Origin of the sequence: Bacillus sp. 41-22, assembly GCF_025809295.1 — a bacterium.
Lineage (GTDB): Bacteria > Bacillota > Bacilli > Bacillales > Bacillaceae_G > Bacillus_A > Bacillus_A mycoides.
In genome coordinates this window covers 4,403,423-4,416,414 of record NZ_CP084035.1, presented here as the reverse complement: position 1 = coordinate 4,416,414, position 12,992 = coordinate 4,403,423, and the positions used below count along the sequence as shown (strand labels likewise).

The following is a 12,992-nucleotide window of genomic DNA, read 5'->3' as shown; positions in this document are numbered from 1 at the left end:
ATCCTATAATGAAACTATAGACTTATACTATACATTGCCCTCATCACAGTAAATTTCGGATAAGGTATCGCTTTTAGTAGGATAATAAGGTGAAAAAATCGGAGGGGGTTGTAACATGTTAAAGAAAAAAGTTCAAATTGGTCGTAGAATGGATGAAATTACAGTAGGAGAGAAATTATCTATCACTGAAAAAATTGAGGATAAAGATTTGTTATTGTACTTAGGGTTAACGAATGATGCCAATCCATTATATATTCAGCATGATTACGCATCCCAAACTCCGTATGAAAAGCCGATTGTCCCAAGCATTATGCTAACGGGATTGATTACAACGGCGGTTACGAAATATTTACCAGGTCCAGGTAGTCATATTACTAGGAAGGACCTTACGTTCGTGAAACATGTTCACCATTATGAAACGTTACAAATCCACTTTGAAGTTGTGGCTGTTTCAGAGGAGGAACATACAATTGATATGCTTGTATTTGCTCATGATGAAAAAGGAGAAACTGTTGTAAAAGGTTCATTAACAGTAACACCACCTTTTAAATCTGTTTCCATTATGGAAAAAGCATTAGATAATTTTTAAAATATGAAAATATGAATAGCGCTAGCATACCTTTTATAAGGGGCTAGCGCTATTTTAGTTGAAAAATCCTTCTTTGAACCCTTCAGCAAATTCTGAACAACCTGTTTTAATCGTATCCCAGCTAGGTACGTTAAAAGTAAGGAAACATGTTACTACTAAAGTTAAAATAGGTAGTAATATTCGCATAATAGCCCCCTTTTATCGAATTTATTTATATATTTAAATTAATAATATGATTATTGGTAATTGAAGTCAATTAAGGGGGAGGTTTTTTTAGATGAAGTGGAAAAGAGAAGACGTTATCTTTGAAACGATAAGAGAAGCTGAAGTATGGGCCGATTCAATCGCAAATGAAATGTACGGGAAAGTATTTGATGGATATGAAACACCAGATTATAAAATAGCGTATGCTCTTTCGTTTTTCCTAGCGCAAAATCGAGAGTTTATAGTTCATACGGAAGAAGAGTTTAAAAAAGATAGATTCATCTATAAAGTTTGGATAGCGACCGGATAGAGGGAATGAAGTTACGATTGCTTTTATTTTCCGAAACTCTAGTACAAACGAGCTCCATGAATAGACAATTATATTGAGGGAGACCTTGTTTTCTAGTATGATGAGAATAACGGGGAAAATACTAGGATGAAGAAGGTTTCAAGTCTATAACTTGGAGGAAAAGAATGAACAATCGTATTTTAGTAGTTGATGATGAGGAATTTATCTTAACTTTAATTGAATTTAATTTACAACAAGCTGGGTTTGAAGTTATTACAGCAATGGATGGAGAAATGGCGCTTCAAAAAGCGACTACAGAACGCCCAGATTTAATTATATTAGATTTAATGCTTCCAAAAATGGATGGTATGGAAGTTTGTAAAGAATTACGATTGCAGCGTATTATGACGCCGATTTTAATGTTAACAGCAAAAGATGATGAATTTGATAAGGTGCTAGGTCTTGAGCTTGGGGCTGATGATTATATGACGAAGCCATTTAGTCCAAGGGAAGTTGTTGCTCGTGTGAAGGCGATTTTGCGCCGTACGAAATTACAGCAGGAAGAACAAGTTTCAGAATCGCCAGATGAAGAGAGCATCAAAATTGGAGAGCTTAAAATTTTACCGGAGTTTTATGAAGCGTACTTCCAAGGAAGGAAACTGGAATTAACACCGAAAGAATTTGAGTTACTTGTTTATCTTGCGAAAAATAAAAGTCGTGTATTAACTCGTGACCAATTATTAAGTGCTGTATGGAATTATGATTTTGCCGGTGATACAAGAATTGTTGATGTCCATATTAGCCATTTGCGCGATAAAATTGAACAAAATACGAAAAAACCGACGTACATTAAAACGATACGTGGTTTAGGTTATAAATTAGAGGAGCCAAAAGTGGATGAATAAGTTTCGTTCCAGGCTTCTTTTTACATTTGTTTCTCTTATCGTTTTTATTTTAGTTGGACTAGGTGTATTATTAGAAACTGTATTTGAAAACTACTATATAGATCATGCTAAAGAGAGAATGATAAAAGAGACACAGTATGTTGCGGTATTAGCAGAAGAGCAAGGGTTTGATGCTGTTTTAAAAAAGCCTTATGTATTTGAAAAGTTAGAAGAAAAAATACCAGCTTCTATTATATTTGTTGATGAAAAAAAGAAAGTTCAATATAGCGGAGGGCAACCATCTGCATTTAATCAAGAGATGATTAAAGAACTTTCTTCTGAAGCAGCAAAACAACGAAGTAAAGTGATTACGCAAGAAACAGATCAAAAGAATGAATTTTATCATGCGGTGTTCGTTCAAGATCTAGCAGGAAAACAAGGATATATTTTGGTGAAAAGTACAATTGAGCCATTGAAAGACGTACATCAAAAAACGTGGGGATTATTAATTATAGGATTTGTTATCGCTTGTCTCGTAGTCGTATTTTTAGGTATGAAAATTACGGGGCAATATATTAGGCCGATTGAATCGGTTACGAAAGTTGCCATTGAATTAGCGAAGGGAAATTATAAAGCACGCGCTTATGAAAGTCATTCGGATGAAACAGGGATGCTGAGTAAAGCGATTAATATTTTAGCTCGTAATTTACAAGAGATGACTCTTGAGCAGGAAATGCAACAGGATCGTCTGCATACGTTAATTGAAAATATGGGAAGTGGAATGATTTTAATTGATAGCCGCGGTTATATAAACCTTGTAAACCGTTCTTATAAGGAAACTTTCCACGTAACAGATGAAGAATATTTAGATCGCTTATATTATGAATCGTTTCATCATACAGAAATTATTGAGCTTGTGGAAGAAATCTTTATGACAGAAGTGAAAGTGCGTAAACAAATGTTATTGCCGCTTGGAATTGAGCGAAAGCATTTCGAAGTATATGGAGCGCCAATTATTGGGACGAACCATGAATGGAAAGGTATTGTTCTTGTGTTCCATGACATAACAGAGTTAAAGAAATTAGAACAAATGAGAAAAGACTTTTTAGCGAATGTTTCTCATGAACTAAAGACGCCAATTACTTCTATTAAAGGTTTTTCAGAAACGCTCTTGGATGGGGCTATGGATAATAAAAAATTCTGCGAACATTTCTTACATATTATTTTAAAAGAAAGTGAACGCATGCAAGGATTAATTGAAGATTTATTAGACTTGTCAAAGATCGAGCAACAAGGGTTTAAACTAAATATGGGGACCGTTGATATGAAGGAACTTCTTGAAGATATTCATATGGTGCTTGATAATAAAGCGGGAGAAAAAGAAATCTCTTTACAAGTGAATGCATTAAAACGTGTCTCTGTCATTGGGGATCCAGGTCGCTTGAAACAAATCTTTATTAATTTAATTAATAACGCGATTGTATACACACCGGCTGGAGGCGTTGTTTCTGTTGAATTGGCAGAAGATAAATATAATGCTTATATAAAAGTATCTGATACTGGAATTGGTATTAGTAAAGAGGAAATCCCACGTATTTTTGAACGCTTTTACCGAGTGGATAAAGCAAGAAGTAGAAATACGGGTGGAACGGGTCTTGGTTTATCAATTGTAAAACATTTAGTTGAAGCGCATCAAGGTACGATTACAGTGGATAGTGAGGTTGGGGAAGGAACAACATTTACAGTTGTTTTACCAAAATCAGCTACTGAAAAATAGGATGAAGGATATTTACAATATATTAACAATGGCTTAATTAAATATTAATAAAGCTCTGTTAATATAATATATGAAAACCCCTTCATCCAAGGAGTAATTTTGGACGAGAGTAGTTATGCTATTCTCGTCACTTCCCTTTATGCCAATGTAAGTCTGTTTATATATGATAGAAAAAAACCGTTATTTTTCTTCTCTCTATTAGTCATGTTAATATAGAGAGAGGACAGGAACGGTTTTTTTCTGTGGGAAAAATCGTTTCAAATATGTATGGGGAGGTTTGTAGTTTGGAAAAAAAAGTCGTATTAGTAGATGGTAATAATATCGCGTATCGTGCTTTCTTTGCACTACCGCTTTTAAATAACGACAAAGGTATACATACGAACGCAATTTATGGTTTTACAATGATGTTAATGAGGATACTAGAGGAAGAAAAACCGACGCATATGCTTGTGGCGTTTGATGCGGGGAAAACAACATTCCGTCATAAAACGTATAGTGATTACAAGGGAGGGCGTCAAAAGACTCCACCTGAGTTATCAGAGCAATTCCCGTTTATTCGTGAGGTGCTTGATGCATTCAATGTACCGCGTTATGAGCTGGAAAATTATGAAGCGGATGACATTATGGGAACGTTAGCGAAAGAAGCGAGTGAGCAAGGGTTTCATGTTAAAGTTATTTCAGGAGATAAAGATTTACTGCAACTTGTTTCAGATAATACACTCGTATGTATTCCTCGCAAAGGGATTACGGAAGTAGATGAATATACGAAAGAAGCTTTATTTGAGAAATATAGCTTATCACCAAAGCAAATTATCGATATGAAAGGTTTAATGGGAGACCAATCGGATAACATTCCAGGTGTACCAGGTGTTGGTGAGAAGACAGCCATTAAATTATTAACGCAATTTGAAACAGTAGAAGCAGTATATGAAAACTTAGATCAAGTGAGTGGAAAGAAATTAAAAGAAAAGTTAGAAGCGAATAAAGAACAAGCTCTTATGAGTAAAGAACTTGCGACTATTATTACAGACGCACCGATTACTGTGCATGTAGATGATATGGAATATAAAGGGTATGAACCAAGCGATTTGATTCCAATGTTCGAGAATTTAGGATTTACATCCCTTTTAAATAAGTTAGGTGTTACGCCGGAGGAAACGGCTCCAGCCGAATTAGATGATATTACATTTGATATTGTAGAAGAAGTTACAGAAGAAATGCTTCAGCAAGATAGTGCGCTTATTGTTGAAGTGCAAGAAGATAATTATCATAAAGCCGATATTCAAGGTTTTGGTATTCAAAATGAAAATGGTTGTTACTTCATTCCAGCCGATGTTGCTCTTAAATCGGATGCTTTTAAAGAGTGGCTTGCAAATGGAGAAATGAGAAAACATACATTTGATGCGAAGCGTGCTATCGTTGCTCTCAAGTGGAAAGGTGTAGATATTCAAGGGATTGACTTTGATTTATTAATTGCCGCTTATTTACTTGATCCAGCCGATACAGATAAAGATTTCCGTACTGTAGCGAAAATGAAAGAAACGCATGCCGTAAAATCTGACGAAGAAGTTTACGGGAAAGGTGCGAAGCGTGCTGTTCCGGAGCTAGAGGTAGTAGCGGAGCATGTAGCTCGTAAAGTGCATGTATTATATGATGTAAAGCAAACGTTCTTAGAAGAATTAAAAAAGAACGAGCAATATGAATTATTTACGGAATTAGAATTACCACTTGCACGTGTATTAGCTGATATGGAAGTGAAAGGTGTAAAAGTTGATACGGAGCGTCTTCGTAATATGGGAGAAGAACTTGCAGGTAGATTAAAGGAAATGGAACAGGAAATTTATAAGCTTGCGGGAACAGAATTTAATATTAATTCACCGAAGCAACTTGGGATTATTCTGTTTGAGAATTTAAACTTACCAGTTATTAAAAAGACGAAAACAGGTTATTCTACGTCGGCGGATGTATTAGATAAACTTATGGATCGTCATGAAATTATTCCAAATATTTTACATTACCGTCAATTAGGAAAGCTAAATTCAACTTACATTGAAGGTTTATTGAAAGTCGTACATGAAGATTCATCTAAAATCCATACTCGTTTTAATCAAGTGTTAACGCAAACAGGTCGATTAAGTTCAACAGATCCGAACTTACAAAATATCCCGATTCGCTTAGAAGAAGGAAGAAAGATTCGTCAGGCATTCGTTCCATCAGAAGAAGGATGGATCATGTACGCGGCTGATTATTCACAAATCGAACTTCGTGTGCTTGCTCACATTGCAAATGATCCAGGGTTAGTTGAAGCGTTCCAACATGACATGGATATTCATACGAAAACAGCTATGGATGTATTTGGTGTTGGGAAAGACGAAGTAACATCTAACATGAGACGACAAGCAAAAGCTGTTAACTTCGGAATTGTGTATGGTATTAGTGATTATGGTCTTTCGCAAAACTTAGGAATTACAAGAAAAGCAGCAGCGGAATTTATTGAAAAGTATTTAGAAAGTTTCCCTGGTGTACAAGAATACATGGATGAAATCGTAAAAGATGCGAAACAAAAAGGATATGTGGTTACATTATTAAATCGTCGCCGTTATATTCCGGAAATTACGAGTCGTAATTTCAATTTACGTAGCTTTGCTGAGCGTACAGCTATGAATACACCAATTCAAGGTAGTGCGGCTGATATTATTAAAAAAGCGATGATTATTATGGCAGATCGTCTAGAAGAAGAAGGATTACAAGCGCGTCTTCTTCTGCAAGTACACGATGAATTGATATTTGAAGCACCAAAAGAAGAAATTGAAAAATTAGAGAAGCTTGTACCTGAAGTAATGGAGCATGCAATTGAACTAGCCGTTCCATTGAAAGTTGATTATTCGTACGGTCCAACTTGGTACGATGCGAAATAAGGACGTGATGAAATGCCGGAATTACCAGAGGTTGAAAACGTTAGACGGACGCTTGAAAATCTTGTAACAGGAAAAACGATTGAAGATGTCGTTATTACTTATCCCAAAATAGTAAAACGACCGGATGATGCAGAAATTTTTAAAGAAATGCTAAGAGGCGAGACAATTGAAAATATAAAGCGAAGAGGTAAGTTTTTGCTTTTGTATGTAACGAACTATGTAATTGTTTCACATTTGCGCATGGAAGGTAAGTTTTTACTTCATCAAGAGGATGAGCCGATTGATAAACATACGCACGTCCGTTTCTTATTTACAGATGGAACTGAATTACATTATAAAGATGTGAGAAAGTTTGGTACGATGCATCTCTTTAAGAAAGGTGAAGAGTTGAATCAAATGCCTCTTGCTGACTTAGGCCCGGAGCCATTTGATGCTGAATTGACACCGCAGTATTTACAAGAAAGATTGCAAAAAACAAATCGTAAAATAAAAGTCGTATTATTAGATCAGCGTCTTTTAGTAGGGCTTGGAAATATATATGTAGATGAAGTGTTATTCCGTTCTCAAATTCACCCAGAACGAGAAGCTGCATCTTTAACAGAAGAAGAAATAGAAAGAATTTACGAGGCGATTGTTACAACGCTGGGCGAAGCTATTAAGCGAGGCGGAAGTACAATTAGAACGTATATTAATTCACAAGGACAAATTGGTTCGTTCCAGGAACTTCTAAATGTATATGGGAAAAAAGGAGAACCGTGTGTGACTTGCGGTACGCTATTAGAAAAAACAGTTGTTGGCGGAAGGGGAACACATTACTGCCCAATTTGCCAACCTAGAATATAGAAAAGGGATAACATCGGATAGGCATTTGTCATATACATAGAGCAGAGCTATGTATAAGGGAGGAGCTTACCGATGTACCTTTATTTATCTCTTATTTTATTAGCTTTTACATTAAGCTTAGATAGCTGTAGTGTAGGGCTAACATACGGGTTAAGGAGCGTAAGAATTCCACTAAGATCAATTATAATTATCGGGATCTGTTCAGCAGCTGTAATGCTCGTTTCCATGGGAATTGGACATATGATCGCGAAAATATTTTCACCTGTTATCGCAACGCGTATCGGCGGATTTGTTCTTATTGGAATAGGTATTTGGGTATTATATCAATTTTTTCGAAGTGATAAAAAAGAAGAACCGAAGCAAGAGGAAAAGGTTTGGAAGCTAGAAATTGCTTCGCTAGGGTTAGTGATTCAAATTTTGCGGAAGCCGACTGTTGCAGATTTTGATAAATCAGGAACTATCTCTGCAGGAGAAGCGCTACTTCTCGGTATCGCTCTTTCTATAGATTCGTTTGGTGCTGGAATTGGTGCATCTTTATTAGGTTATGCACCCGCGATGATGGCGGTATTAGTCGCGGTTATGAGTTCTTTATTTTTATTTATTGGAATGAAGCTCGGTACGATTTTATCAAATATGAAATGGTTACAAAAATTTACATTCCTGCCTGGGGTATTACTCATTATTATTGGAATTTGGAAAATGTAAGTATGGGCGTGGAACATTAGTTTCGCGCCTTTAATATTGTGAGGAGGATTATTATGACAGTAGTAATTGGATTAACAGGAGGCATTGCAAGCGGAAAAAGTACGGTATCAGAAATGTTTCGTGAAATGAGTATACCGGTTATTGATGCAGATATTATTGCGCGAGAAGTTGTAGAACGAGGAAAACCGGCATATAACAAAATTGTAGAGGTGTTCGGAACGGAAGTGTTACAAAAAGATGGAGAGCTTGATCGACCAAAGCTTGGGAGTGTCGTTTTTTATAATGAAGAAAAACGATTGCAGTTAAACGAAATTGTTCATCCTGCGGTGCGTGAAGAAATGAATGCACAAAAGGAGATGTACATAAAAGAAAGTATGCAAGCGGTTGTGTTAGATATCCCTCTTTTGTTTGAAAGTAAATTAACAAATCTCGTTGATCGTGTTTTAGTTGTAGCAGTCACACCGAATACGCAATTGGAACGTTTAATGAAACGAAATAACTTTTCAGAAGAAGAAGCAACGGCTCGTATTCAATCTCAAATGCCATTAGAAGAAAAAGTAAAGAAGGCAGATGAGGTAATTTATAATGATGGCACAATTACTGGAACGAAAACACAATTAGCTTCTATTTTGAAAGAATGGAACATTATTGATTAAAAAATTGTGAAATTAATGAAAATGCTTAGTGACATATCTCCTTTTTGTGTTATACTATTATTGGGATTGGAGATAAATAGTATAACGCATTCAAGGGGGATAACATATTATGACTCGTGTGGCAATTAATGGATTTGGACGTATCGGGAGAATGGTATTTCGTCAAGCAATAAAAGAAAGCGCATTCAAAATTGTAGCAATAAATGCAAGCTATCCATCAGAAACGTTAGCGCATTTAATTAAATATGATACAGTTCATGGAAAGTTTGACGGAACAGTGGAAGCATTTGAAGATCACTTACTAGTTGATGGGAAAATGATTCGCCTTTTAAACAACCGCGATCCAAAGGAGTTGCCTTGGAAAGATCTAGGTGTTGAAGTTGTAATTGAAGCAACTGGTAAATTTAACTCTAAAGAAAAAGCAATTCTTCATGTTGAAGCTGGAGCGAAAAAAGTTATTTTAACAGCACCTGGTAAAAATGAAGATGTAACAATCGTAGTTGGTGTGAACGAAGACCAATTAGATATCACAAAGCATACTGTTATTTCAAATGCATCTTGTACAACAAACTGTTTAGCGCCTGTTGTAAAGGTGTTAGATGAGCAGTTCGGAATTGAAAACGGTTTAATGACAACTGTTCACGCTTATACAAATGACCAAAAAAATATTGATAACCCACATAAAGATTTAAGAAGAGCGCGTGCTTGCGGACAGTCCATCATTCCAACAACGACGGGTGCTGCAAAAGCGCTAGCAAAAGTTCTTCCACACTTAAACGGAAAACTTCATGGTATGGCACTTCGTGTACCAACACCAAACGTGTCTCTTGTTGATTTAGTAGTAGACGTAAAACGTGATGTAACAGTTGAAGATATTAATGAAGCATTCAAAACTGTTGCAAACGGTGCATTAAAAGGAATTGTAGAATTCAGCGAAGAGCCTTTAGTGTCTATCGATTTTAATACAAATACACACTCAGCTATTATTGATGGTTTGTCTACAATGGTAATGGGTGATCGTAAAGTGAAAGTACTTGCTTGGTATGATAACGAGTGGGGCTACTCTCGTCGTGTTGTAGATCTTGTAACGTTAGTTGTTGATGAATTAGCGAAACAAAAAAATGTGCAACATATTTAAGTGAACGAGAGAGGGCAAGTGAAAATTTGCCCTCTTTTTTATTTTTTTCTGAAAAGGAAAAAAATTATATAAGTATATTTTTAAATAGTGGACATACCACGAAACGTTGGGATTACTGTATTCGTGAATCATTAATTTTTTTTAGGGAAAAGTAAAGAGGAAAATATGACAGAAAATCGAAAAAACTGTTGTTGCAAAATGAAAATAAACAAAGTATACTAACACTCGTAAACTTAAGAGCTGAGGTACGTAGTCACTACTTAAAGGGTTAGGACCTCTCTGGACTAACTTTCCCCCGTGGTAGTGGAGCAAGCCAAATTGCAAATTAGTTTTCAATTCGAACAGTTAGAATAAATTTACAAGGGGGAACTGTAGAATGGATACTATGGATACGATGGGTCGTCACGTGATTGCTGAACTTTGGGATTGCGATTTCGACAAGCTTAATGACATGCCGTATATTGAACAATTATTTGTGGATGCAGCACTAAGAGCTGGTGCTGAAGTACGTGAGGTTGCTTTTCATAAATTTGCACCACAAGGTGTAAGTGGAGTAGTAATTATCTCGGAATCACATTTAACAATTCATAGCTTTCCGGAGCACGGTTACGCAAGTATTGATGTTTATACTTGTGGGGATCGTATTGATCCAAATGTTGCTGCAGAATATATTGCAGAAGGTTTAAACGCGAAAACGCGTGAGAGCATCGAGCTTCCTCGAGGCACTGGTAGCTTCGAAATTAAGCAGAGAGAAACAAAAGCTCTTTAAAAAAGAACATAATTGATTTAAAATGTAAAGAGGTGTATAATGCACCTCTTTTTTAGTTTATATAAAATAGGATCACGATATGTAATAACTTAGAGTGGTCATTATAGAAGAATGAGTTATATAATATTGTATATATATTTTCACATGTAGGTGAGTAGCGAAAGAATAAAGATTATAGTGTAAAGGAGTGAATGAATTGCGTTGTCCATCCTGTTTTCATAATGGAACAAGAGTGTTAGATTCGCGTCCGGTAGACGAGGGGCGCTCTATTCGAAGAAGAAGAGAGTGTGAAAGTTGTTTAAGTCGCTTTACGACATTTGAAAGAGTAGAAGAATCACCTCTTATCGTTGTTAAAAAAGAAGGAACACGAGAAGAGTTTAATAAAGAGAAAATTTTACGCGGTTTAATTAAAGCGTGTGAAAAAAGACCTGTATCTTTAAGGCAGTTAGAGGAAGTAACACAAAGTGTGGAGCGTGAACTTCGTAACTTAGGTATATCAGAAGTGAAAAGTGATATGATTGGTGAAATTGTTATGGAAGAACTTCGTGATATTGATGATGTTGCGTACGTACGTTTTGCTTCTGTGTATCGTCAATTTAAAGATTTAAATGTATTTATTGAAGAATTAAAAGATATACTGCAAAAAGAGAGAGAGTAGAAGGAATCTCTTTATATACTGTAAGTAAACGAGATAAGAGAGCTAGAAGCGGAAGCTAATAGCTCTTTTTCGCTAATAAATTATATAATAAAGATAGAACGAGTGAAATGTAGGCTAGATTGGATGAGAGAAAGGAAAAGCAAGAATGGAAAAACAGTCATGGATGGAGCTATTGCCGATTGATCGTTATAAAGTAAGTGCGAAAGGGTTGTTACATAATTACGACCGGAAAGTATTAACGATGTTGTATCAGCCGTTAATAGGTAGTAGAGCTTTTAGCTTATACATGACACTATGGGGAGAGTTAGAGCAAGATCGTGTGTTTGGAAAAGAGAATACACATCACTCCCTTATGGTGACTATGCAAATGCAACTTCCTGAAATATATGGGGAACGAGTAAAGTTAGAAGCGATTGGTCTTTTAAATGTATATATTAAGAAAGAAAAAGATATTCGGATGTTTATATATGAATTGCAACCACCTTTATCTCCGAAGCAGTTTTTTGATGATATTGTTTTAAGTATCTTTTTATATAATCGCTTGAGTCGGACAAAATACAACCAAGTAAAGCAATATTTCTTAGAAGAAGAATTCGATTTTGCTTCTTATGAAAATGTTACGCGCTCCTTCAACGATATATTTGATTCGTTTAACCCAGGTCAGTTTGAATATGCGCAAGAAGAACTGCGTATCCCGAAAACGACAATTATGCCAAGTAACGAGAATGGGGATGCTCCGAAAGTTTGGAACGATTTCTTTGATTTCTCGTTATTTGTAGACGGACTATCAGCCCTTGTTCCTAAAAAGGCGATTACAGATCAAGTGAGAGAATGTGTTATTACACTCGCTTATGTGTACGGTGTGGATGTGTTATCGATGCAAAATATCGTTCTTGGCGCAGTGACAGAAGTGCAAACAATTGATATCGAAAGGCTTCGGAAGGGAGCACGCGATTGGTATCAATTCGAAAATGGTCAAGCGTTACCTGTATTAAGTGAAAGAGTGCAACCTCATGCTGCTCGTACAATGAAAGAGAAAGAGCCATCTACGCAAGAAGAGATGCTAATGAAACAGTTAGAGGAAATCTCGCCAAAACAACTATTGAAAGAGATTTCAGGCGGTGCAGAGGCGACGAAAGCGGACTTGCAAATCGTTGAGGATGTAATGACAAATCAAAAGTTAACGCCAGGGGTTGTGAATGTACTTATTTATTACGTTATGCTACGCTCAGATATGAAGCTTGCTAAAACGTATGTCGAGAAGATTGCTGGACATTGGGCGCGAAAAAAGGTCGGTACAGTAGGCGAGGCGATGGCGCTAGCGAAAGAAGAGAATCGTCAATATCAAGAGTGGGCTGAGACGAAGAAAAAAGGTCGTACAGCGAAGAAAACAGTGCGAAAAGAAATGGTACCAGATTGGCTTAAAGAAGAGTCGAAAGAAGAAGAGAAAGAACCTGTAAAAAATGACGTAAGTGCGAAAAAAGATGCAAGTACGTTAGAAGATGAACGGAAACGATTAGAAGAAGTATTGAAAAAATATAAGCGTGATTAATAAAAGAAAA

13 protein-coding genes are annotated in these 12,992 nt (G+C 36.2%); 12 read left to right on the top strand and 1 reads right to left on the bottom strand.

From position 1 onward, the window contains the following. Nucleotides 1-115 precede the first annotated feature (115 nt). A complete protein-coding gene (locus LCF45_RS22600; protein ID WP_002015489.1) occupies nucleotides 116-589 on the top strand; it encodes a MaoC/PaaZ C-terminal domain-containing protein in 474 nt (157 codons plus the stop codon). Between the two features lie 54 nt (nucleotides 590-643). Here the strand turns inward: LCF45_RS22600 and LCF45_RS22595 are convergent, their stop codons facing one another. After that, complete coding sequence (locus LCF45_RS22595; RefSeq protein WP_002015487.1) at nucleotides 644-775, bottom strand: hypothetical protein; 132 nt, start codon at nucleotides 773-775, stop codon at nucleotides 644-646. A 91-nt stretch (nucleotides 776-866) separates the two neighbouring features. Here LCF45_RS22595 and LCF45_RS22590 point away from each other — a divergent pair, with 91 nt between their 5' ends. The 11 genes from LCF45_RS22590 (at nucleotide 867) to LCF45_RS22540 (ending at nucleotide 12,982) form a co-directional block, all read left to right on the top strand. After that, nucleotides 867-1,103, top strand: coding sequence for a hypothetical protein (locus LCF45_RS22590; protein WP_002129357.1), 237 nt, complete (start codon nucleotides 867-869; stop codon nucleotides 1,101-1,103). A gap of 164 nt (nucleotides 1,104-1,267) precedes the next feature. Further along, nucleotides 1,268-1,987: a two-component system response regulator PhoP gene (gene phoP, locus LCF45_RS22585; RefSeq protein ID WP_002129355.1), complete on the top strand. Its 720-nt coding sequence runs from the start codon at nucleotides 1,268-1,270 to the stop codon at nucleotides 1,985-1,987. Then, nucleotides 1,980-3,743 (top strand): sensory box histidine kinase PhoR, encoded by a 1,764-nt coding sequence (phoR, locus tag LCF45_RS22580; RefSeq protein WP_002167588.1) that lies wholly within the window; start codon nucleotides 1,980-1,982, stop codon nucleotides 3,741-3,743. The genes phoP and phoR overlap by 8 nt, the downstream gene beginning before the upstream one ends. A gap of 284 nt (nucleotides 3,744-4,027) precedes the next feature. Further along, nucleotides 4,028-6,661, top strand: a complete 2,634-nt coding sequence (polA, locus tag LCF45_RS22575) for a DNA polymerase I (protein WP_116746650.1) — start codon at nucleotides 4,028-4,030, stop codon at nucleotides 6,659-6,661. Nucleotides 6,662-6,673: 12 nt separating this feature from the next. Continuing rightward, complete coding sequence (gene mutM, locus LCF45_RS22570) at nucleotides 6,674-7,504, top strand: DNA-formamidopyrimidine glycosylase (protein ID WP_088291025.1); 831 nt, start codon at nucleotides 6,674-6,676, stop codon at nucleotides 7,502-7,504. Between the two features lie 72 nt (nucleotides 7,505-7,576). Then, entirely contained in the window at nucleotides 7,577-8,209 is a 633-nt protein-coding gene (gene ytaF, locus LCF45_RS22565) for a sporulation membrane protein YtaF (protein ID WP_002129352.1), read from the top strand. 53 nt (nucleotides 8,210-8,262) lie between these two features. Then, on the top strand, nucleotides 8,263-8,865 hold the full coding sequence (gene coaE / locus LCF45_RS22560) for a dephospho-CoA kinase (RefSeq protein ID WP_002129351.1): 603 nt from the start codon (nucleotides 8,263-8,265) through the stop codon (nucleotides 8,863-8,865). A gap of 109 nt (nucleotides 8,866-8,974) precedes the next feature. Continuing rightward, nucleotides 8,975-10,003, top strand: coding sequence for a glyceraldehyde-3-phosphate dehydrogenase (locus tag LCF45_RS22555; RefSeq protein ID WP_002129350.1), 1,029 nt, complete (start codon nucleotides 8,975-8,977; stop codon nucleotides 10,001-10,003). 385 nt (nucleotides 10,004-10,388) lie between these two features. After that, nucleotides 10,389-10,772 carry an adenosylmethionine decarboxylase gene (speD, locus tag LCF45_RS22550; protein WP_002003660.1) on the top strand — a complete coding sequence of 128 codons (384 nt, stop codon included), beginning with the start codon at nucleotides 10,389-10,391 and terminating at the stop codon, nucleotides 10,770-10,772. A gap of 196 nt (nucleotides 10,773-10,968) precedes the next feature. Next, nucleotides 10,969-11,430 (top strand): transcriptional regulator NrdR, encoded by a 462-nt coding sequence (gene nrdR, locus LCF45_RS22545; RefSeq protein WP_001203686.1) that lies wholly within the window; start codon nucleotides 10,969-10,971, stop codon nucleotides 11,428-11,430. Between the two features lie 145 nt (nucleotides 11,431-11,575). After that, nucleotides 11,576-12,982 (top strand): replication initiation and membrane attachment family protein, encoded by a 1,407-nt coding sequence (locus tag LCF45_RS22540; RefSeq protein ID WP_002184851.1) that lies wholly within the window; start codon nucleotides 11,576-11,578, stop codon nucleotides 12,980-12,982. Nucleotides 12,983-12,992 lie beyond the last annotated feature (10 nt).